This is a genomic window from Vibrio limimangrovi, assembly GCF_054064025.1.
The window spans coordinates 295679-317756 of the sequence record NZ_JBSUGF010000005.1; the positions used below are offsets into that span (position 1 = coordinate 295679).

The window sequence follows — 22078 nt, forward strand, 5'->3', positions numbered from 1 at the left end:
CAGAAGGTTATCAGTATGAATATTGCCATTATTACAGCCTGTCCAAGCGGTGTAGCAAATAGCATCCTGGCAGCAGGACTATTAGAACAAGCGATCGCTAAACTTGGTTGGAACGCAAAAATTGAATGCCAATCAAGTATCATTGAACCGACATTGCTAACCGACGCCGACATCGAGCAGGCTGAAGCTATCGTCATCGCAGCGAATACTCCTGTAGATACCTCTCGTTTCGTTGGTAAAAAGGTTTATCAAGCAGAGATTAGCGCTGTAGCAAAAGATGCCACAGCATTTCTTCAGACTGCTGTAGAGAGTGCCGTTACTCTCGATCAAGCAACAACCGTTTCAGCGCCAGCAGAAAGCACGGCTTCTTCTTCTGTTAAAAAAATTGTCGCAATCACAGCCTGCCCTACAGGTGTTGCACATACGTTTATGGCAGCAGAAGCACTTGACGAAGAAGGCAAACGTCGTGGTCACCAAATTAAGGTTGAAACTCGTGGCTCAGTAGGCGCGAAGAACCAGTTGACCGAGCAAGAAATTGCAGAAGCGGATTTAGTTATCATTGCAGCTGACATCGAAGTACCACTTGATCGCTTCAACGGTAAGAAAATGTACCGTACCAAGACTGGTCCTGCGCTTAAAAAAACAGCGGAAGAGATGGACAAAGCGTTTGAGCAAGCTACCGTGTATCAACACTCGGGTTCTGCTGCTACGTCTGCAACCGAAGAGAAGAAAGGCGTATACAAACACCTGATGACTGGTGTATCGCACATGCTTCCTGTTGTGGTTGCTGGTGGTTTGATTATCGCCCTATCCTTCGTATTTGGTATCGAAGCCTTTAAAGAAGAAGGCACTTTAGCTGCAGCTCTAATGAATATCGGGGGTGGCTCTGCATTTGCTCTGATGATTCCTGTTCTAGCTGGGTTCATTGCATTCTCTATTGCTGACCGTCCAGGTCTGGCTCCAGGTTTAGTTGGCGGTATGCTGGCTAGTTCTATCGGTTCAGGTTTCTTAGGCGGCATCGCAGCAGGTTTCATTGCGGGTTACTCGGCGAAATTCCTCGCTGATAAAGTGAAACTTCCTCAGTCAATGGAAGCACTTAAACCAATTCTGATCATTCCATTCATCGCAACTCTGTTCACTGGCTTGGTAATGATTTACATCGTTGGTGGTCCGGTTGCAGGCATTATGAACGGCTTGACTGAGTTCCTGAACAACATGGGTTCAGATCGTGCGGTTCTACTAGGTATTATTCTGGGCGCGATGATGTGCTTCGACTTGGGTGGTCCGGTAAACAAAGCGGCTTACGCGTTCGGTGTTGGTCTGTTGGCTTCTCAAACTTACGCGCCAATGGCTGCAATCATGGCGGCAGGTATGGTTCCGGCGTTGGGTATGGGTCTGGCAACGTTCATTGCTAAGAACAAATTTGAAGAGAACGAGCGTGAAGCGGGTAAAGCATCATTTGTACTGGGTCTGTGCTTCATCTCTGAAGGTGCTATCCCATTCGCAGCAAAAGACCCAATGCGTGTTATCCCAGCCTGTATGGCAGGTGGCGCGTTAACAGGTGCGCTTTCGATGCTGTTCGGTGCAAAACTGATGGCACCACACGGTGGTCTGTTCGTGCTACTTATCCCTAACGCAATCACTCCTGTATTGATGTACTTAGTGGCGATTGCTGCTGGTACAGCGGTAACAGGTTTCTCGTACGCTTTCCTAAAAAGCAAAGCAGAAGCAAAACAAGAAGTTACTGCTTAATCTGATTTAAACAATTTAAAAAACGCCACCCTCCACTTTGGCATCCAACGCCTCTCTCAAATTCCGGTTGAGAGAGGCGTTTTTTTATTTCGCGTCTGGCTCAGCTTCGATTTTCACATCCCCACTGTTCATGTCTACCCTGGCGCGATAAATACGGTCTGAATCGCCAGAATGTTTGAACGTAAAGAAATACACATTCGCAGGTGTCCACAACTCACTCTCCTGCGCAGGCTGAATGTCATAACCATCTTCCTGATACAGTTCCGACGCCATTACGTTGGCAATCGCGGCTTGCATATCTGCGTCACGATTCACTGCTGGCTCAAGTGATGGATTGCTTGGATAAGCTTCACCGTTAAAACTCATTAGTCGGTATGAGCCATTACTCCACACCATAAAATCCTGCCAGCCATGACTGTAGCTGTTCGCTAATACAACCGGCGTTTTGACAACGCTCATATTGTTAATCAATTTACCGTTGTTATCGAAAAGGAATCCGGTACAACCGCCACTTCCACAGAAATAGCGACCTTGCATAAGAACGATGTGCTCGGCACTTCCATCACTGTTTAGATCGGCGTTACCCGTTAAATAGCGAATGTTGTCTTCCTCCAACGACAAACCGGCTGGAGATAAAATTTGAGTTTCAACCCATGACGAAATCATCTCAGGAGACGCTTGGTTCACTCCCGCTTCGCTCAATTGTGTTTCAGTCGACGTACTATCCCAAGATGAACAGCCAACCAGTGATAATGAGCCAAGAAGGTAAATCCCTTTTAATACGCGATTGTTCATACTTTCTCGCTTTGTTATGTGTGTAGTTGACAAGTATACAGAAATAACCGGAGCTAGAAATCAACAAAGACAATCAACACAATAGACTAAGTAACTTATCGATGCGTATTCACTGGTTCTTAAAACAAAAAAGCCCTGAAGAAATCCTTCAGGGCCAGGCAGGAAACTGACTTTAAAAAAGTCAGGAGTCCTTATGCAGTGGTCGGTTTAATCCTATACAGAATCGCAAACATTACTGGCACAACTATGAGTGTCAATACTGTTGCAAAACCAAGTCCTGCCATAATCGTAATCGCCATTGAGCCAAAGAAGGCATCAAAAACGAGTGGAATCATTCCTAAAATTGTTGTTAACGCCGCCATACTTACCGGACGAACACGGCTTATCGCACTATCTACAATCGCGATGTATGGATCTTTGCCTGACTCCAATTCGAGGTTTATTTGATCGAGTAGCACAATACCGTTTTTCAAAATCATCCCGCTCAAACTCAATAAGCCTAAGAAAGCGGTGAAGCTAAATGGCATATTTGTCGCCAATAAACCAAATGACACACCAATGATAGCCAATGGCACGGTGAACCAAATAACCAGTGGCTTTTTGATGGAGTTAAACAACAAGATGGTAATGATGAACATCAACAAGTAACCCATCGGCAGTGAACCGAACAGACCTTCTTGCGCATCTTTTGAAGATTCATATTCGCCACCCCATGTAATTTCGTAACCATCAGGAAGGTGTAATGCCATCACTTTTGGTTGAACACGTGCAAACAGGCTAGCTGCAGTATCTTCACTCAGTACATCGTGGTCAGCCAAAACCGTCAGCGTACGTTTTCTATCTCGGCGCTGAATAAGCGGTTCGCTCCAATCCAGATTCACACCATCTATTACCTGATCCACAGGGATATAGGTTTGAAGTGACGGGCTCCAGATAGTCACGTTTTGTAGCGATTCGAAATCCACACGTTCCGATTCAGGAAGACGCGTCATGATTGGCAGCGTATGTGTACCATCACGCAATACACCTAGCGTGCTACCGCCAAATGACATCTGCAATGTACTAGAGAGATCTTCTTTCGAAATCCCCAGACGACGAGCCTTCGATTCGTTAAATACCGGAACCAACTCTTTAGTGCGTTCGCGCCAATCGTGACGAATGTTTCTCGCGCCAGGATCAGTATGTAGAATATCTTCCACTTTTACCGCCAAGTCGCGTAGTACTTGAGGATCAGGGCCGGTAATTCGAGCTTCAATCTTCGATGCTGGTGACGGACCAAACTCCATCAGCTTAAATTGGAATGTCGGTTCGTTGAATTCCTTCGCTAAGTGTTCATCCAACTTATGGAGAAGCTTAAACATGTTTTCACGGTCAGTCGTCCTAACCTGGAACTGAGCATAGGCTTCGTAGCTTTTCTCTGGTTGATAGGTCAGCACAAAACGTTGCATACCTTGACCAATCGATACCGAGACAAAATCAATATCGTCCTGCTGTCTGATATAGTTTTCAACTGATTCTGCTTCTTTGACCGTTTCACGGATATCAGTCCCTTCCGGCATCCACATATCTACGTAGAACATTGGTGTATTTGATGGCGGGAAGAACTGCTGTTTTACGCTTCCAAATGCCACCACCGCAGCCGCTAACATTGCAACCATGCTAATCACCGTTAACCAACGGAATCGTAAAGCAAACTTAAGAAATGCGCCAAACACAACGAACAACCAACCTTTATAAGGGTCTTCGTCGTCTGAGCCCGAATCTTTGTCCTCTTCTTTTAAAAGCAGGTCAGCAAGGAACGGGGTCAGTGTAATTGCTGTAACCCAGCTCAAGAACAGCGAAAAGCATAGAACCCAGAACAGAGAGCCCATGAATTCGCCTGTCGCATCTTGTGAAAGCCCAATTGGAGCAAAAGCGGTAATCGCGATTATTGTAGCGCCCAACAATGGCCACTGAGTCTGTTTAACAATATCAACGGCAGCTTGTAGCTTCGTGCGCCCTTTCTTCAGCCCGACGAGTATCCCTTCGACAACGACAATCGCGTTATCAACCAACATACCCAGGGCAATGATTAAAGCACCAAGAGAAATTCGGTGCAGTTCTATATTGTTGTAGTTCATTAAGATGAAGGTACCGAATACCGTCAACAAGAGAACAACACCGATGATCACCCCGCTTCGTAAGCCCATCGTGAACAGAAGAACAATGATTACGATAGCAACGGCTTCACTCAGACTAACAACAAACGCTTTTACAGACTCATCAACTTCATTCGCCTGATTATAGAAATAGCTTAAATCGATGCCCGCAGGCTTGATTGATTCTAGGCTTTTAAGCTCAGCATCTAGACGCTCTCCGACTTCGACCACGTTTACGCCTGACGCGAATGAGATACCAATGTTGATCGCTTTTTTGCCATTATACAGAATGACGTTGCCTGGCTTTTCCTGAATACCACGAGAGATGGTCGCCACGTCCTTTAAGCGGATCAGGTTACCAGTATCACGTCCGTGAATGATCAGGTTGCCCAGTGCCTCGATAGTATTAAGCGTACCGCTTGGGCGAATGATAAGGCTTTCGCCATTCACCATGACCTCACCCGCTGAAACCACATTATTTTGCTGGTTTAACAAGTTAGAAATTACGTTCATGTCCATGTTGAGTGCAGCAAGACGATCCAATGAAATCTCGACGAACAGCATTTCTTGTTGATCGCCAGCCACATCGACTTTTCCGACACCATCGACTAACTCCAATTCGCGAGTCAGGTGATCAGCATAACGCTTGAGCTCGACGTAGTTATAATCATCCCCTGTCAGCATCAGCATCACACCGTAAACGTCACCGAAGTCATCAATGATCTGAAGAGATTGCACACCCTGAGGTAAATTTGGTCGCAGATCATTTATCTTCCGGCGCATTTCGTCCCAGATTTGTGGCAACTCATCAGGACCGTAGTCCATCTTCATGCTCACCATAATCTGCGACATGCCGTCTGAAGACGTTGACGTAATATTATCGATATAAGGAAGTTTCCGGATCTCTTTTTCAAGCGGATACGTCAACTCTTCTTCCACTTCTTTTGAAGTCGCACCGGGATAAGTCGCAACGATCATTGCGTCTTTGATGGTAAACGCTGGGTCTTCCAATCGGCCGAGTTCAAGAAATGAAGTAACACCACCAACGGCAAGAATAGCAATGAACAGCCAACTGATGACTTTATTTTTTATAGAATACTCAGCAATGTTCATTATTGGATCTTCTCCACAGCTTCCACTTGTTTTCCTTCACGCAATTTACGTAAATTAGAGTTAACCAAAACATCTCCTTGATTAACGCCAGATGAGATAATTGCGCCTTCACCATTAACTTGCGAAATATTCACAGGCACTTTGGTGACAACGTCACCATTAAGTTTCCAAACAGAGAATGCATTACTCCCACTCTCCGCCTGAAGAGCCGTGACGGGAATGTTGTAGCCGTCAATTGATGTGATACCCGCTTCAACCATGTCAACCATCACGCTGACGCTAGTTCCGGGCAAAATCTCTTTTTCTGGTTGTGGCATGGTCAGATACATTTCATAAGTCTGAGTTTCTGAATTGGGTTCACTTGTGTGCTCCAAGTAGTCCAACGAATACGAATTGGTATCACCGGAAAAAGTAGCTCTAGGCTTGTAGCTCATGTTCTCTGTATTTGGGTTAACTTGTGCAAGAACGTTATCTGAGAGTTCGATACGCACGTAGACCAAATCATTTTGATACAGATTAAGTACGGTCTCACCAGCGGCGACACGCTCAAAACGCTCTTTTAAGACGTCAGAAACTTTACCTGCAAATGGGGCAAATAAACGCGTGTAGTTCAGCTGGTTGGTCGCGCTATAGAAGTTCGCTTCCGAAAGCTCTTTGTTTGCTGTCAGTTCATCAAGTTCCGCTTTAGAAATCATCTGACGTTGATGCAGTTCCTCACCACGCTTCAACTGACGAATTGCCAAGGTATATTGTGCTTCCGCATCGTTTACCGCTTGCTTCTCTTTACTGTAATCTAGCTTTGCGATCATTTGGCCTTGCTTAACCACATCTCCCTCTTGCACGAGGACATGACGCACTTCACCCGCTCGTCGAAATGCGATGGGCGTCTGCTCTGCCGGGACCACGATGCCTTTAAAAGCGCGAAACTGACTTTTTACCGGAGCATCAACCGATACAGTTGAAACGTAGAGGGGATGCTCGGAAACATTTTGGTTATCAGCCTGACATCCGGTAAGTACAGCAATAGCAATAGCTGAGATTGTAAATAAAGAACGTTTCATTAAATGCCTCCCTCACGCACCCAAGCCTTAACAACTTGGCCTTCGACCAAACGCTCAACACCTGCTATGACGACGTAATCGTCGGTATCTAATCCGGCTTCCACACTACCACTATCATTAAGTGACAATGTCACCTTTTGAACTTGTTGAGTAGCACCGTCCATCACCCAGACCTCTCCTTGACGCGTGTCTCTATTTAGCCACGCAGTTTCAGGCAACGTCATAGCAGGAGATAAATTCTGTTTCGCGATATGAACTTGTCCCGTCATTCCTGTGAGCAAATTACGGTCAGCAGGACGAGTGATAGTCACAATAGCTTCGTAGCTATTGGTGTCTTTATTAGGCTGAGTAGAAATCTCTTTGAATTTGCCCGCTAGACGCTCATCTGGCGCGCTATCCATCGTCACCCACATGTCTGCATTTCGCAGTGAAGCAAGGGAAACAGACTCGGCATAAGTCACTGGCAATGTGAATGAAACATCCAAAGTGCTGTTATCAATAAGATTCAAAATTTCCTGCTTTTCACCAACCACTTGAAATGGTTTCACATACGTGTAAGAAACCACGCCATCAAATGGCGCATGAATTTTGGTGTAGCTCAGATCCGTTTTTGCTTGTTCGAAGTTGGCTAAAGCCGCTTTATATTGGGTTTCTTGCTGATCATATTGGTCAGTGCTTATCAGTTTTTTGCCGTACAAACTCTTTGCACGTTGCCACTGAGTTTTAGCCAGTGCGTATTGAGCTTGAGATGAGTCAAGAGCTAATTGGAGATCTTTCGGGTCAAGCGTAGCTAAAACATCACCCTTTTTGACTTCATGACCCATTCTGACTAACAGTTGGTCCACTTCACCATCAACTTGAAATGAAAGCTGTGCTCGATGTGTTGCGTCGATGCGTGCTAGGAACGCATCAGAATCTGCTACAGACAAATCTTTCACCGCAAGTAGTTTTACGGGTTTGATCAGAGGCTCGGCAGGTTCAGATATTGCTTTGTTACACCCGGTCAGCGCACCGGAGAGACTCAATGTCACAACAGCGCCAACCAAAGTGCGTTTTAGATTTTGTTTACGCACCCGTTATCTCCATAAGCTATTTTACTACACAGATGTGCAGTATATTCACAAATTGAGTTAGATCAACATATTTTCCATTTGTATAGTAAATTAATTAGTCAAATAGGCCTGATTCTGGTAAAAAGTAACGCGTTGATTAATATTCGGGAAATTCGAAGTATGAATGAAAGAAAGCAAGGCCGACGAAGTGCAGAAGCAGCAGAACACACTAAATGCGTAATCCTAAAAGTTGCAGCAGATATGTTTTCTGAGCTTGGTTACGAGCGCGTCTCGCTAAGAAATATCAGCGAAAAAGCTGGTGTTTCACATAGTTTGATCAGACATCACTTCGGAAGCAAAGAGAAGATTTGGCAAGCGGTCAGCGATGCAATGGACGAGTACATGCAAGACTACATGGCCGAATTGATCAACCAAATGCCAGAAGGCACACCATCTAATAATAAAATTTATCTATTTATCGTTCGTATGCTGGCGTTTACCTTAGTCAATCCGCACCCCGTACAGATGATTGCGGACTCTATTCGTCAGGATGACAACGCTCTGTTTGATTACTTCCTGCGAACGAAGAGGGAATTTGAATCAATCTTTGCTCACATCTTTGAAGAGTACAACCTTGAGTTCCCTGACGCGCCAGTGGATCATTGGGAATCAAAATGGCAAATGATCCTGTTTGCTCATGGGGCAGTGACATTAGCACCGTTGATGCAGCAAACATGGCCTGATATTGCTGATGATCGTGAAAAGATGCTGTTAAGACACTGGGAACTGTTTAACACAATCATTGCGAGTCAATTCAGTATCAAAAAAGAAGACATGCTCCACCCTGTTAAGGTGGAAGATATAGTTATTGATATGTGTTGTGCGATTGATCAAGCTGTAGGCGAAGAACTTTAGTATTCCAGTCAAAAATAAAAAATGCCGAGCTCACTAGCTCGGCATTTTTTCATCTAATCCAATTAGCCACGGTAGTAGCGTTGAGGAACGAACGGCATTTTCTCAACCGTCATAGGTAGCATTTTGCCACGTACTTCAGCAAATAACTCTGTACCGATTTCTGCTAAATCTGCTCTTACATAACCCATTGAAACAGGCTTACCAGCATTAGGACCAGCAGTACCACTAGTTACTACGCCAATCAACGTACCTTCAGCATCAAACAGTTCCGCACCTTCACGAACTGGCGCTTTCGTCTGACCAACTAAACCAACACGCTTACGCGCAACATCTTTAGTCTCGATCTGCTTTAGAATAACGTCAGCACCTGGAAAGCCGCCTTCGCGCTCACCACCAGTACGGCGAACTTTCTGAATACCCCATAGAAGGCTTGCTTCAACTGGCGTTGTAGTTGTATCCAAATCGTGGCCGTATAGACACAGACCACACTCCAGACGCAGTGAGTCTCGAGCACCCAGACCAATCCACTCAACTTCAACTTCTGCGGTTAGTTTACGTGCCAACTCTTCAGCATGAGTGTTAGGAACTGAGATTTCGTAACCATCTTCACCCGTATAACCACTGCGACTCACGATGCATTCAACGCCCAGAATCTCTAGTTTCTTCACGTCCATAAATAGTATATCTGCAGCTTCAGCATTAAAGCGGTTAAGTACTTGTGCTGCTTTTGGTCCTTGAAGAGCAAGTAACGCGCGATCTTCAATGACTTCTAACTCTACGTCAGCAGGAAGGTGAGCTTTTAGGTGATTGATGTCCTGCTCTTTACACGCCGCGTTAACAACCACGAATAAGTGATCACCCATGTTAGCCACCATCAGGTCATCCATGATTCCGCCTTGTTCGTTCGTGAAGAAAGCGTAGCGTTGGTTACCTTGTGGCAGGTCGATGATATCAACTGGAACCAATGTTTCCAGGAATGCCGCCGCACCTTCTCCAAACAAACGAAGTTGACCCATGTGAGAAACATCGAACAGACCTGCGGCATCGCGAGTGTGTAAGTGTTCCTTTTTTACGCCTAGTGGGTACTGAACAGGCATATCGTAACCCGCGAACGGGACCATTTTTGCGCCAACTTCAATATGAAGTGCATGCAGAGGTGTTTTCAGAAGTTCTTGAGTCATGTTCGTCTCCATTTAGATAGACCCGAGAATGCTGTCGGCATTCGCTTTCTATGTTTCCAATAATAAACACGCTTGATTCCATTTTGCACGAACAAGACGACTGTTGGCTTTCAAAAGTGTGACTTTTAACATTTTAATCACAACAAAATGCTGAAAAAAGGCGCTACATTGAGTGATGAATCGTCAATAGAGCGCCATTTTAACGAATTTAAAACCAATGGCAATCGTTTGCCTTCACTATAGGAAATTTACAATTTTTTATCATTATTTGGCAGTGACCCAAAGGATCTGTGCATCTTCCTCACTAACACTGGTCAACATATGACCCATGTTTGCATCGTAGTAAACACTATCACCTTCGCCCAATACCACTGGTTCGTAAAACTCTGAGTAGAATCGCACCTCACCAGATAAGATAAGTAAAAACTCTTCACCGTCGTGGCGAATCCAATCTTTGTATTCATCAAAGCTACGCGCACGAATCTGACTTTTGAACGGCATCATTTTCTTATTGGAAAGTTGAGTAGCAAGAAGTTCGTGCTCATAGGTTTGGGTTGGATGCGGCTTTCCTTCACTCTTTCTGGTGACATCCCTACGGCCAGTAGCAACCTTTTTTCTAGGTGGTTCAAACAGTTGCGGCATATCAATCTGTAAACCAAGAGCCAGTTTTTGCATCGCCTGAAACGTAGGTGAAATCTGCTCGTTCTCAATTTTACTAAGTGTAGAGCGCGCAAGGCCAGTTCTTTGACTCGCCTCTTCGAGTGTAATACCCAACTTCGAGCGAATGTCTTTAATGCGCTGACCGAGCTTAAGTGGCTCTATGTTCTCATCATAGTTATCTTTCGTTAACGTCATCGATGGGTATTCATCATAAATACTTCCTGCCATAATTCCCTCTTTAAATGTTCTTATCTCTCTCCTTATACGCATTGTGCATGAACCATATAATGGATAAAAGTCCACCAGGTTAATTAAAGTGTGCGCTTGTTAACAAAAAACGAAGTCGTGTTTCCTATAGGAAATTTTTTGTTGATTGTTCCTTTCTCAAGCGCTATGTTACAGCCTTGTTAGATGTAGAGATGCACTTTTCCGTAAACGATTAGGCGTGAGAGATTGGAATAGTAACGCAAAATCCGACGGAGTTTTTGCCCACATTTAGGGCTGGATGTTCGCTCTGTTCTGCTACGCAGTACAGCTGTTTTGAGGACAAATGAACCTAACCGCAAACCAATAATTCAATCTATTGCGGGTTCATTTTCAGATTTGGAAGGTCAACTACCATGAATAAGAGTTACCCTAACCACAGCTTGGAAAACTTTTTCTCTACCAACCTCTCTGCGACAGATGATGCTGTCTTTGCCGGAATTCAGGCGGAATTCGCTCGCCAAAACGAACAAATCGAACTTATCGCTTCTGAGAACATTGTTTCTAAAGCGGTAATGCAAGCTCAAGGCACTTGCCTAACAAATAAATACGCTGAAGGTTACCCTGGCCGTCGTTACTACGGTGGTTGTGAGCATGTTGATACCGTAGAAGCAATCGCTATCGAACGTGCGAAAAAACTTTTTAATTGTGAATACGCAAACGTTCAACCTCACTCAGGCGCTCAGGCAAACGGCGCAGTGAAGCTGGCACTTCTTCAGCCTGGTGGCACAATTTTAGGTATGTCACTGGACGCGGGTGGTCACCTGACACACGGAGCTCGCCCTGCTCTTTCTGGTAAATGGTTCAACGCGGTACAGTACGGTGTTGACCGTGAAACACTAGAAATTAATTACGAAGATGTTCGTGCTCTGGCACTAGAACACAAGCCAAAAATGATCATCGCTGGCGGTAGTGCAATTCCGCGTACTATCGATTTCGCTAAATTCCGCGAAATCGCAGACGAAGTTAATGCAATTCTAATGGTTGATATGGCGCACATCGCAGGCCTTATCGCGACTGGCGCTCATCCAAGCCCACTACCACACGCGCACGTTGTGACTACAACAACACACAAAACACTGCGTGGTCCACGTGGCGGCATGATCTTAACTAACCACGAAGAAATCATTAAGAAAATCAACTCAGCGGTATTCCCTGGCCTTCAAGGCGGCCCGTTAATGCACGTGATTGCTGCAAAAGCCGTCGCATTTGGTGAAGCGCTTGGCCCTGAGTTTAAGACTTATATCAATTCAGTGATCAATAACGCAAAAGTGTTAGCTGAAGTATTGCAGACTCGCGGTTGCGACATTGTGACTGGCGGAACTGATACTCATCTGATGCTGGTTGACCTTCGCCCTAAGGGTTTGAAAGGTAACAAAGCAGAAGAGGCTCTCGAGCGTGCGGGAATCACATGTAATAAAAATGGCATCCCATTTGACTCAGAGAAGCCTATGATTACATCTGGGATCCGTTTGGGTACACCAGCAGGCACAAGCCGCGGCTTTGGCGCAGAAGAATTCAAGCTCATCGGTAATTGGATTGGCGATGTATTGGATGGGCTAGTCGAAAGCCCTGAAGGTAACGCAGAAGTAGAACAGCGCGTTCGCAAAGAAGTGAAAGCACTGTGTGGTCGCTTCCCTCTTTACCAATAAACAATTTAAATTAAACGCAGTTATTTTTTGGAGATTAAGCAATGGACAACACATTGAAGTTTGCAGATAGCCACGAGTGGGTACGCGATAATGGCGATGGCACAGTAACTATCGGTATTTCTGAGCACGCACAAGAAATGCTAGGTGACGTAGTATTCGTTGACCTACCAGAAGTGGAAGACGAAATTGAAGCTGGCGATAGCTTCTCTCTAGTTGAGTCTGTAAAAGCGGCTTCAGATATCTATGCACCAATCAGCGGTGAAATCGTAGAAATCAACGAAGACCTTGAAGATAGCCCAGAGCTAATCAACGAAGAACCATACGAAGGCGGCTGGATCGTTAAAGTTAAGATGTCTGACCCATCAGAACTAGACAATCTGAAAGACGCAGAAGAATACCTAAACTCAATTGAAGAAGAGTAATTAGGAAGATTTGCAAAGCTGCCCCCGCCCGGAAGGCAGCTTTTTTTCAATGTTCGGACCTTAGTAGCGACCCGATACGTTACCCGAACTATGGAGTAGGTAAAGGACAATGACTGAATTACTTCAAAGCCTCAGCACACAAAATGAGTTCGTTGCTCGCCACAACGGCCCAAATAAATCTGACCAACAAAAAATGTTGGAAGCGATCAACGTTGCTAACCTTGACGCACTGATCAAAGAAACGGTTCCTGCACAAATTCGTCTGGAAAAACCGCTAGCGCTAGCAGAAGCGAAAAGCGAAGCAGACATGCTTGTCGCGATGCGCAAATTTGCAGATCAAAACCAAATCAAACGTACATTCATCGGTCAGGGTTACTACAACACCTTCACGCCAAATGTTATTCTACGTAACGTACTAGAAAACCCAGGTTGGTACACAGCATACACACCTTACCAGCCAGAGATTTCTCAAGGTCGTCTTGAATCGCTACTAAACTACCAGCAAATGGTTATGGACCTGACTGGTATGGAAATCGCGAACGCTTCTCTACTTGATGAAGCAACTGCAGCAGCAGAAGCGATGACGCTATGTAAGCGTGCGGGTAAGAGCAAAAGTAACGTATTCTTCGTGGCTGACGATGTTCACCCACAAACATTAGAAGTTGTAAAAACTCGTGCGAAGTACATCGGCTTTGAAGTTCTAGTTGGTTCACTTGAATCACTACCACAACAAGACGTATTTGGTGCTCTAGTTCAATATCCAGGTACAACTGGTGAAGTTCGTGATCTAACAGACATCATCGCAAAAGCACAAGCAAACAAAACAGTAGTGACGGTTGCAACTGACCTACTTGCTTCAACTCTGCTTAAACCAGCAGGTGAGATGGGTGCTGATGTTGTTATCGGTTCTGCTCAGCGCTTCGGCGTACCTATGGGCTACGGCGGTCCACACGCAGCATTCATGGCAACTCGTGATGCGCACAAACGTACAATGCCAGGTCGTGTAATCGGTGTTTCTATTGATGTAAACGGCAACCAGGCACTACGCATGGCAATGCAGACTCGTGAGCAACACATCCGCCGTGAAAAAGCGACATCGAACATCTGTACTGCGCAAGCACTGCTAGCAAACATGGCGTCTTTCTACGCTGTATTCCACGGTGCAGAAGGCCTACGCACTATCGCTCGTCGTACTCACCACATGACTGCTATTCTGGCTGCTGGTCTGACTAAGTCTGGCTACGAGCTTGCTCACAATAGCTTCTTCGATACCATCACAATCAACACTGAAGGTAAAACTGAAGAGCTTTATGCAAAAGCACAAGCTGCAGACATCAACCTACGTAAGCTAAATGGCAAACTAGGTATCAGCTTCGACGAAACAACCACCATTGATGATATCGAAGCACTATTCGCAGTATTTGGCGTACAACAAGACGTTAACGCGCTGTCTTCAGAAATCGCAAGTAACGAGTTTGCTTCAATTCCAGAGGCGCTACGCCGTACTTCTAAGTTCCTGACTCACCCAGTATTCAACACGCACCACAGCGAAACGCAAATGATGCGTTACCTGAAACAGCTAGAGAACAAAGATTTCTCGCTGACTCACGGTATGATCCCACTGGGTAGCTGTACGATGAAACTGAACGCAGCCGCAGAAATGATTCCGGTGACGTGGCCTGAGTTTGGTTCTATTCACCCGTTCGCTCCTCTGGAGCAAGCTGCTGGTTACGCAGCGTTAGCGAAAGATCTAAAAGAGAAGCTATGTGAAATCACTGGTTACGATGAGTTCTCACTACAGCCGAACTCTGGCGCATCTGGTGAGTACGCTGGTCTTATCGCGATTCAACGCTACCACGACAGCCGTGGCGAAGGTCACCGCAACGTATGTTTGATCCCAAGCTCTGCGCACGGTACTAACCCTGCGACAGCGTCAATGGTGTCAATGAAAGTGGTTGTCGTTAAGTGTGATGAAGACGGTAACATCGACATGGGTGATCTTGCTGATAAGATCGAGAAGCACAAAGATAACCTATCAAGCATCATGATCACTTACCCTTCTACGCACGGCGTATACGAAGAGCAAGTGAAAGAAGTATGTGAAATGGTTCACGCAGCTGGTGGTCAGGTTTACCTGGACGGCGCTAACATGAACGCACAGGTTGCCCTAACGTCTCCAGGTTTCATTGGTTCTGACGTATCTCACCTGAACTTACACAAAACCTTCTGTATCCCACACGGTGGTGGCGGTCCAGGTATGGGTCCTATCGGTGTTAAATCTCACCTGGCTCCGTTCCTACCGGGTCACATCGAGAACGGTGTTGAAGGCAAAGACTTCGCAGTTTCTGCAGCGGATATGGGTAGCGCATCTATCCTGCCTATCTCATGGGCTTACATCGCGATGATGGGTGAAGCTGGCCTGCAAGAAGCAACAAAAGTTGCAATCCTTAACGCTAACTACGTGATGGAGCGTCTGCGTCCGCACTACCCGATTCTGTACCGTGGTAAAAACGGCCGCGTAGCACACGAATGTATTATTGATATTCGTCCGCTTAAAGAAGAGACAGGCATCAGCGAAGAAGACATCGCGAAGCGTCTAATGGACTACGGTTTCCACGCTCCGACTATGTCATTCCCTGTTGCTGGCACGCTAATGGTTGAACCTACTGAATCAGAAGATTTAGAAGAACTAAACCGTTTCTGCGATGCGATGATCTCAATCCGTGAAGAGATGTCGAAAGTGAAAAACGGTGAATGGCCACTAGAGAACAACCCTCTGGTAAACGCACCGCACACTCAAGTGGATCTTGCAGCAGCAGAATGGGATCGCCCATACTCTCGTGAACTTGGCTGTTTCCCATCGAAAGCAACTAAGATTTGGAAATACTGGCCAACAGTAAACCGCGTAGATAACGTTTACGGCGACCGTAACCTAATCTGCTCGTGCCCAAGCATCGATAATTACGAAGACTAATTTCGTATAAAGCTAAGCACGAAACAAAATTCAAAGGCGAACCAAATTGGTTCGCCTTTTTTCGATGGCGCTTAATAAAATAACAATCTATAAACTTATCAATTTCTTAATTTTTCGAGCTTATACTAGCTATTAATCCTTCAATCTTATTGAGTATTTTCATTAAAAAATCCACATAGTAATTTAGGTGACATGAGTTGTGAATCAAGAGGCCTTGGTGAAAATAATACTATTAATTCACGTCCTCATTTCTATTTTGACTTTTCCTATACTAGCTAAAGCGGACTCGATAAATATGTTTAAGAAAAGACTGGTACATTTGTGCCCGGAAATAAACGGGCGATTGATGGATGGCGATAAGCCTCTTAGTGGTGTGACAGTAGAGCGAGGGATCGCTTATGGTCAGATGTATGAGGAAACAACTGTCACCGATCCAAACGGATACTTTCATTTTTCAGCTCATGAATATGAAACCAGAAAGCCTCTACACCCATTGGACGAGCAACGAGTTATTACTTATATATGTACAAATATTGACGGTGAAGATAAAAAAATTTGGCACTCAGTTATCTTCTCACTATCTCCGCTAGAGAAAATCTCCGAAAATCTAAATACGCTCCGATGCGATATAAACTCTCCGCTTAAAGTATATTCTATAAATTATGGAACAAATAACTCTATTGAGAGTGCGGTATACAGTATATGTAATTTAAACGACCTAGAATATAAAGGGCTTTATTAATGAACTCACTTTCTCCAAAATGTGCGCTTGATTTTGCTGACCAAGCATATGAAACTGAGTTCAAATCTAGATTTTTTAAACCGGTACCCAGGCTAAATAATCTATTCGATTTTCCTCAGACCTACTTCGATGCCGAAACTGGAGTAAGTTTCAAAGGTCGTAAATCAAAGTTTGTGTTAGCAGCTGAAGGGAAACCAAAGAGTAAACATGAAAGCAGTTTAGTTTTAGCTTTTCGTGGCACTAACTTTGGCTATGCAGCTGATGTCCTAACTGATTTTCATGTAGATTTGAAAGGTAGCCCAAATGGTTCACTAGCACATGCTGGCTTCGTAAATGTATTAAATAGCGTGAAAAGCCAGCTATCAAGCTATATGTCAAAATCAATTGGAAGAATAAAAGTTATTCATTGTGTCGGCCATAGCTTAGGCGGAGCTATTGCCTCAATTTGTGCAGATTGGCTTCGGGCCACATATAAAATTCAAGTATTTCTCTATACATTTGGATCTCCAAGAGTGGGTTTAAGACCTTATGCAATCAAATCCTCTCATTCAAATGTAAAGATCTTTCGTTGCACTAACGGTTCTGATCCTGTTCCTATGGTGCCACTATGGCCTTTTACGCATGCGCCCATAGACAAGCCCGAGTACAGGTTGGACAATTCTATTGGCATCAACTTTAAAACGCATAAATTGCATTCAGACATAGGTTACTTCAAAACTTTAAAGTCTGACAGCTGGAGCCACTTAAATAAAGTGTCATTCAAAACGTTAAGCCGCCCTGAACGTTTTCGCTTCCATAACCGTAATCAAGTCACCTTTAGCCAACGTTGGTCCGACAAGATAGCCTCGGCCATTATTACATTGCTAAAAGATGCCGGGTATGGATCTTTGATCACAGCACAAGGCATAGCGATAGCAGGTATGAGCTTCTACGATCTCATAGCTAGAGCATTGGAAAAAGTATGCAAATCTTCGAAGAAGTTGGCGGAGCAAACCAAAGGCTTACTTGGTCATATGCTCGTTTTTGCCGGAAAAGTCGTCAATGAAATTACCGACCTTTCATACAAATTTATAAAATGGGTGTTCAATATTACCGTAGCAAGACTATATCGAGCAGTTAGGCTAGCTATTTCCTCTTAGTCCGTCCTTTCTCCATGATCCAGAACCTCAATGCTTGGCGACATTCATACAAAAAGGTGAGCTTTTGCCCACCTTTACTGCTAACTTAACACGTTAAATCCACTGCCCCACTTACTCAACAAACCCACCGATTTTGCTTAAAATTATTTTGCGCGCAATGTTTTTTAAATGGCATAAAATTTGTTAACATTGTCGTCTTGTTTAAAACTGGATTCACTAATGGCCAAGAAATTATCAGATAACGTGTGTTTTGCTTTGTACACCGCGACCAATTCGCTGGTGCGTGCGTTTCGACCACTGCTTGACGAATACGATCTAACCTACCCACAGTACATTGTGATGCACTCGCTTTGGTGCAAAAGCGACGTTAGTCTGAAAGAACTTTCTCAAGATACCCATTTAGATTCAGGTACGCTGACGCCTATTGTTAAGCGATTGGAATTAAAAAACTTACTTACTCGGAAAGTCTCCGATTTGGATGAACGTAAGAAAGTCATCTCGTTGACACCAAAAGGCAGTCAGTTGCAGGAAGATGCTCAAGAGTTGACCGCAAAGCTTGAGTCACGCTCGAGCATGTCGGCAGAGAGCATTGAAGCGTTACGAGTATTGTGTCTCGAATTAGACAATAATTTACGCCGAAGCGAATAGAAGTTGTTGCTATAGCATCCGCTGTGACTGAGCAGCTAAGTCAGCAGCGGATCACGAATGAGAGGTCGGTTAGTTGAAGAGCTCAATCACTAATTTGTTGTTTTTGATAACTAAGATTGGATTCGTCGACTTCAGCAGAATTGACTGAACTTTATCACTTTCAAGCTTATAAACAGGTTGATTTGATAGAGCGTAACCGATCATCGAAACAGCAGGTTTAATTAAGTTGGTGATTTCCGGTGTCAGCAAATTACTTTTATCTTCAAACCTTTCCAAACGCAGCGACTGCAGAAACACTTCACCGGTCTTTTGGTCATACCTAGGAATAGCGCTAAATTCCAGATCGAGATCCAACCCTAGAGTGCGTTGAGTAAAAAACTGTACATTCGCCGTTGTATTAGCAAACACCGATATACGGTCATCATTAACACGGCCAATTTTTACTTCAAGATCATCAACGGAAACTTGTGCATACATGACATTTTCAACCCCGACGGATTGGTTAATGGTCGCTTTATCTTGGAGATATTGATTCATATCCCGCTCAGTGATGCTGTAGCTAGCGCAGCCATTAATCAGCAACGCTGCGGCAGAAACGGCAAAGATTTTTGCTTTAATTTTTGTCTTCAATTGCTAGCTCTTACTTATTCATTGCATACAAAAACGATTCTATACGCATGAGTCAGATAGCAATAGTCTAACCCCACTAAAGCAATATGATTTCACCAAATGCTGACGATAGCCTAACGAACGAGAATTACGAATAAACTGTACTGGCATGGTCTAAGCAACAATTGAGTTTGGCTTATTCCATCTCGAAACGATAACCCACGCCATACACGGCTTTTATCCAGTCATAATCCGCGTTAGCGGCAAAGATCTTTTTGCGTAGATTTTTTATATGAGTGTCGATGGTTCGATCCGTAACAACTCTTTCATCACTGTAGATCTTATTCATCAACTGCTCACGACTGAATACTTGCCCCTCGTGTTTATGAAAATGAGTCAGCAACTTAAACTCCACTGATGTAAGCGTGACCAACTCACCATCTACCCATACTTTCATCTGGCTTTGATCGATCAGAACCGGAGCGCTCTCATTTTCGGTCACTGGTTTATTGGTCGAGTTGTATCTGCGTAGAATGTTTCGCACACGCACAACCAATTCTCGTGGGCTGTATGGCTTACAAACGTAATCATCAGCTCCCAGTTCCAGACCTAATAATCGGTCGATTTCTTCAACCTTCGCAGTCGCCATAATGGTAGGAATATCACTGAAGGTTCTGAGTTCCCGATAGAGACTTAATCCGCTCCGGTTTGGTAGCATCAAATCCAGCAAAATCAGTTCTGGGTTATTGTTCTTAACCCAATCAATCACATCATTACCATCGCCGATAATATGGGTTTCAAAACCATTGTGGATCAAATAATCCGAAACAACGTTTGCCAGTGACGGCTCATCTTCGACAATTAATATCATGGCTTTTTTTACTTATCCTAATTACTCGTAACTGAAGCTTGTGCCCTATTCGATGGGCAAACGAACAGAAACTTTCAAACCACCCAACTCAGAATGCTCCAGTTTCAGCTCACCCTTATGAGCTTGGATGATGTTATTACAAATTGACAGTCCCAGTCCCGAACCACCAAAAGCTCGACTCCGGGACTGATCGACCCGGTATAATCGGTCGCAAAGCTTTGGTAACGCATCATTCGGCACGCCTGGTGAGCTATCTTCTATGGAGAGTAGCACTGAGTTTTGCTCCTGCTCTAAATAGACGTTAACTTTTCCACCTTCGTCTGTGTATCGGAAGCTGTTCTCCAATAAGTTATTCAGCACCTGACTCAGTTTCTGCCTGTCCACATACACCGTCGCATTCGGGTCGATATCAAAATCAACATTCAAGTTCAGCGATTTTTTTTCAAAGCGGTTTAAATGACTGACCAGAACATTTTCAACCCCATTCCGTACATTCACGATCTCTTTTTTCAGATGCAACTTGATGTCTGCTTTTGCAGAAGCGCGTAAATCCTCCACCAACTGAGCAAGCGTTAACACTTGTTGATGTAAGGATTGAATATAAGCAGGCTCAGGACGCCGAATACCATCTTGAAGCGCTTCGAGCTCCCCTCTAAGCACGGCTAATGGTGTTCGTAACTCATGCGAAATATCCGACAGCCACCGTTCGCGCATCTCCTCCTGATATTTCAAGGATTCAACCAAATGGTTAAAGGCCTGGGTCACATCGGCGATTTCATCATTACTGTCATACTCAATCTGATAATCGAGGTTTCCATCACGTACCGCATTCGCACCTTGGTGAAGTGCTCGTAACGGCGTCAACAAGTAACGCACAAAGACAAGAGCAAAGAGCAAGCTCACGCAAATTGCCGCAACACTGATGATCAACAGGTTCTTTGTTTGCGATTTTAAGAACTGATCGGCTAAATGATTATTAAATGAATCGCTCTGCAAAATAGAAAGATAGCCGATCACGTCACCTTCAAAAAGAATCTCCACTTTATGCAAATGCATCCCTTCTTTCACGTCGAGGTTTTCTGCGTGGCCGAACAATACATTTCCGTTCACATCTAATAGGTTCAACCTTCCACTCAGCGGCATCATAATCGGCTCTTTAAGTGGTTTTCCGCGCCACGAGGGTTTTCTTTCATTTGGCGGAAGCATGTCGTCTCTGGGAGGAGGCATTTCTCCAGACAGCATCAGAAAATCTTCCCACCAGTGTGGAGAGTCTTCATATCGCGACCAGTCTTTTGACTGGGAATAATATTGACTTGCTCTTTCAGACAATAAACGAACTTTGGCGATTTCTTCTTGATTCAAATACTGTTGGAAGCCATCTTTAAAGCTCGCATTAATTTGCAGCGCCATGATCACGATAACAAGAGCACTACTAAGTAATAACGCAGAAAACAGCTTTTGAAACAGAGAAATACGCACGGAAGACCTATAGGATACAATGATAACGTTTCTAACAAACGGGAGAATTACAGCGCTTAGCGTTCTTTCACCAGGACTGAATTAAAGTGATGCTGCTTTAATTTTTCTGTATAAGCAAGTGTCTTTAACCTCACAGACTGAATTCCCCCTTAGCCGTTCTTAGATCAAATGGACTATTTGTGTTTATCGAGGCTCAGGTGGTTGTGGTAGTTCATCTTCAGTCAGTGAGCCACTACCATCGACATCAAGTTTATCGAAGTCTTGAAGGAAAGGGCCTTTCAACTCGTCTTTAGTCAACACACCATCGCCGTTTGTATCAATATCACTAAATGAAGGTGGTTCTGGTCGATCACCATTAGGTGGTGGAGCAGGTCGATCATCTGCGAATACGGACATAGAACTGAATGCCAACATTAATGTGGTTGCGACTAATACAATTTTTTTCATCTCTTTTCTCCATTAAAACAGTCTCGCGATTTATACGCACGACTGCCCTCTTTAACCGACCCTCAATGTAACGAAACAATGTGAGCAGATTATGGAGAAAGGTAGGATTGGTAGGTTTTAGCAATAGTCAGCACAGCTCAACGAATCGGTAAGAATGTGCAAAT

The 22078-nt window shown here is 44.4% G+C and carries 18 protein-coding genes; 8 read left to right on the top strand and 10 right to left on the bottom strand.

Going from position 1 to position 22078, the window contains the following annotated elements:
• The first annotated feature begins 15 nt into the window (after positions 1–15).
• Complete coding sequence (fruA, locus tag ACWYU8_RS05735; RefSeq protein WP_457517908.1) at positions 16–1752, top strand: PTS fructose transporter subunit IIBC; 1737 nt, start codon at positions 16–18, stop codon at positions 1750–1752.
• A gap of 84 nt (positions 1753–1836) precedes the next feature.
• Here fruA and ACWYU8_RS05740 read toward each other — a convergent pair whose 3' ends face one another.
• The 4 genes from ACWYU8_RS05740 to ACWYU8_RS05755 all read right to left on the bottom strand — a co-directional run bounded on the left by ACWYU8_RS05740 (position 1837) and on the right by ACWYU8_RS05755 (position 7932).
• Positions 1837–2547 carry a hypothetical protein gene (locus tag ACWYU8_RS05740; RefSeq protein WP_457517910.1) on the bottom strand — a complete coding sequence of 237 codons (711 nt, stop codon included), beginning with the start codon at positions 2545–2547 and terminating at the stop codon, positions 1837–1839.
• A 191-nt stretch (positions 2548–2738) separates the two neighbouring features.
• The gene (locus ACWYU8_RS05745; protein WP_457517912.1) at positions 2739–5798 is read right to left on the bottom strand and encodes an efflux RND transporter permease subunit; all 3060 of its coding nucleotides are present in this window, start codon (positions 5796–5798) and stop codon (positions 2739–2741) included.
• A complete protein-coding gene (locus tag ACWYU8_RS05750) occupies positions 5798–6859 on the bottom strand; it encodes an efflux RND transporter periplasmic adaptor subunit (RefSeq protein WP_457517914.1) in 1062 nt (353 codons plus the stop codon). Before ACWYU8_RS05750 ends, ACWYU8_RS05745 begins: the two co-directional genes overlap by 1 nt.
• Positions 6859–7932 carry an efflux RND transporter periplasmic adaptor subunit gene (locus ACWYU8_RS05755; RefSeq protein WP_457517916.1) on the bottom strand — a complete coding sequence of 358 codons (1074 nt, stop codon included), beginning with the start codon at positions 7930–7932 and terminating at the stop codon, positions 6859–6861. The genes ACWYU8_RS05750 and ACWYU8_RS05755 overlap by 1 nt, the downstream gene beginning before the upstream one ends.
• A gap of 159 nt (positions 7933–8091) precedes the next feature.
• Between ACWYU8_RS05755 and ACWYU8_RS05760 the strand changes: the two genes are divergently transcribed.
• Complete coding sequence (locus ACWYU8_RS05760; protein WP_457517918.1) at positions 8092–8826, top strand: TetR/AcrR family transcriptional regulator; 735 nt, start codon at positions 8092–8094, stop codon at positions 8824–8826.
• Between the two features lie 62 nt (positions 8827–8888).
• Here the strand turns inward: ACWYU8_RS05760 and gcvT are convergent, their stop codons facing one another.
• Positions 8889–10007 (bottom strand): glycine cleavage system aminomethyltransferase GcvT, encoded by a 1119-nt coding sequence (gene gcvT, locus ACWYU8_RS05765; protein WP_457517920.1) that lies wholly within the window; start codon positions 10005–10007, stop codon positions 8889–8891.
• A 264-nt stretch (positions 10008–10271) separates the two neighbouring features.
• Entirely contained in the window at positions 10272–10895 is a 624-nt protein-coding gene (locus tag ACWYU8_RS05770) for a helix-turn-helix domain-containing protein (protein ID WP_457517922.1), read from the bottom strand.
• A gap of 392 nt (positions 10896–11287) precedes the next feature.
• Between ACWYU8_RS05770 and ACWYU8_RS05775 the strand changes: the two genes are divergently transcribed.
• The 6 genes from ACWYU8_RS05775 to ACWYU8_RS05800 all read left to right on the top strand — a co-directional run bounded on the left by ACWYU8_RS05775 (position 11288) and on the right by ACWYU8_RS05800 (position 18508).
• Positions 11288–12583 (top strand): serine hydroxymethyltransferase, encoded by a 1296-nt coding sequence (locus tag ACWYU8_RS05775; protein ID WP_457517924.1) that lies wholly within the window; start codon positions 11288–11290, stop codon positions 12581–12583.
• A gap of 41 nt (positions 12584–12624) precedes the next feature.
• Complete coding sequence (gene gcvH, locus ACWYU8_RS05780; protein ID WP_444494431.1) at positions 12625–13005, top strand: glycine cleavage system protein GcvH; 381 nt, start codon at positions 12625–12627, stop codon at positions 13003–13005.
• Between the two features lie 109 nt (positions 13006–13114).
• Positions 13115–15979 (top strand): aminomethyl-transferring glycine dehydrogenase, encoded by a 2865-nt coding sequence (gcvP, locus tag ACWYU8_RS05785; RefSeq protein WP_457517926.1) that lies wholly within the window; start codon positions 13115–13117, stop codon positions 15977–15979.
• A gap of 295 nt (positions 15980–16274) precedes the next feature.
• Positions 16275–16721 carry a DUF6795 domain-containing protein gene (locus tag ACWYU8_RS05790; RefSeq protein WP_457517927.1) on the top strand — a complete coding sequence of 149 codons (447 nt, stop codon included), beginning with the start codon at positions 16275–16277 and terminating at the stop codon, positions 16719–16721.
• A complete protein-coding gene (locus ACWYU8_RS05795; protein ID WP_457517929.1) occupies positions 16721–17860 on the top strand; it encodes a lipase family protein in 1140 nt (379 codons plus the stop codon). Before ACWYU8_RS05790 ends, ACWYU8_RS05795 begins: the two co-directional genes overlap by 1 nt.
• Positions 17861–18079: 219 nt before the next feature.
• On the top strand, positions 18080–18508 hold the full coding sequence (locus ACWYU8_RS05800) for a MarR family winged helix-turn-helix transcriptional regulator (RefSeq protein ID WP_457517930.1): 429 nt from the start codon (positions 18080–18082) through the stop codon (positions 18506–18508).
• 69 nt (positions 18509–18577) lie between these two features.
• On the opposite strand, the gene ACWYU8_RS05805 is transcribed toward ACWYU8_RS05800, so the two are convergent.
• The 4 genes from ACWYU8_RS05805 to ACWYU8_RS05820 all read right to left on the bottom strand — a co-directional run bounded on the left by ACWYU8_RS05805 (position 18578) and on the right by ACWYU8_RS05820 (position 21914).
• The gene (locus ACWYU8_RS05805) at positions 18578–19138 is read right to left on the bottom strand and encodes a DUF1439 domain-containing protein (protein WP_457517932.1); all 561 of its coding nucleotides are present in this window, start codon (positions 19136–19138) and stop codon (positions 18578–18580) included.
• A 175-nt stretch (positions 19139–19313) separates the two neighbouring features.
• Positions 19314–19988, bottom strand: coding sequence for a response regulator (locus ACWYU8_RS05810; RefSeq protein WP_457517934.1), 675 nt, complete (start codon positions 19986–19988; stop codon positions 19314–19316).
• 45 nt (positions 19989–20033) lie between these two features.
• Entirely contained in the window at positions 20034–21467 is a 1434-nt protein-coding gene (locus ACWYU8_RS05815) for an ATP-binding protein (RefSeq protein WP_457517935.1), read from the bottom strand.
• 183 nt (positions 21468–21650) lie between these two features.
• On the bottom strand, positions 21651–21914 hold the full coding sequence (locus ACWYU8_RS05820; RefSeq protein WP_457517937.1) for a hypothetical protein: 264 nt from the start codon (positions 21912–21914) through the stop codon (positions 21651–21653).
• Positions 21915–22078 lie beyond the last annotated feature (164 nt).

Coding starts and splice junctions, on each gene's coding strand:
- ACWYU8_RS05775 (WP_457517924.1), top strand. CDS start 11,288: ATGAATAAGAGTTACCCTAACCACAGCTTGGAAAACTTTTTCTCTACC.
- ACWYU8_RS05750 (WP_457517914.1), bottom strand. CDS start 6,859: ATGAAACGTTCTTTATTTACAATCTCAGCTATTGCTATTGCTGTACTT.
- ACWYU8_RS05740 (WP_457517910.1), bottom strand. CDS start 2,547: ATGAACAATCGCGTATTAAAAGGGATTTACCTTCTTGGCTCATTATCA.
- ACWYU8_RS05795 (WP_457517929.1), top strand. CDS start 16,721: ATGAACTCACTTTCTCCAAAATGTGCGCTTGATTTTGCTGACCAAGCA.
- gcvH (WP_444494431.1), top strand. CDS start 12,625: ATGGACAACACATTGAAGTTTGCAGATAGCCACGAGTGGGTACGCGAT.
- ACWYU8_RS05790 (WP_457517927.1), top strand. CDS start 16,275: ATGTTTAAGAAAAGACTGGTACATTTGTGCCCGGAAATAAACGGGCGA.
- gcvP (WP_457517926.1), top strand. CDS start 13,115: ATGACTGAATTACTTCAAAGCCTCAGCACACAAAATGAGTTCGTTGCT.
- ACWYU8_RS05810 (WP_457517934.1), bottom strand. CDS start 19,988: ATGATATTAATTGTCGAAGATGAGCCGTCACTGGCAAACGTTGTTTCG.
- ACWYU8_RS05820 (WP_457517937.1), bottom strand. CDS start 21,914: ATGAAAAAAATTGTATTAGTCGCAACCACATTAATGTTGGCATTCAGT.
- ACWYU8_RS05800 (WP_457517930.1), top strand. CDS start 18,080: ATGGCCAAGAAATTATCAGATAACGTGTGTTTTGCTTTGTACACCGCG.
- ACWYU8_RS05760 (WP_457517918.1), top strand. CDS start 8,092: ATGAATGAAAGAAAGCAAGGCCGACGAAGTGCAGAAGCAGCAGAACAC.
- ACWYU8_RS05770 (WP_457517922.1), bottom strand. CDS start 10,895: ATGGCAGGAAGTATTTATGATGAATACCCATCGATGACGTTAACGAAA.
- ACWYU8_RS05745 (WP_457517912.1), bottom strand. CDS start 5,798: ATGAACATTGCTGAGTATTCTATAAAAAATAAAGTCATCAGTTGGCTG.
- fruA (WP_457517908.1), top strand. CDS start 16: ATGAATATTGCCATTATTACAGCCTGTCCAAGCGGTGTAGCAAATAGC.
- gcvT (WP_457517920.1), bottom strand. CDS start 10,007: ATGACTCAAGAACTTCTGAAAACACCTCTGCATGCACTTCATATTGAA.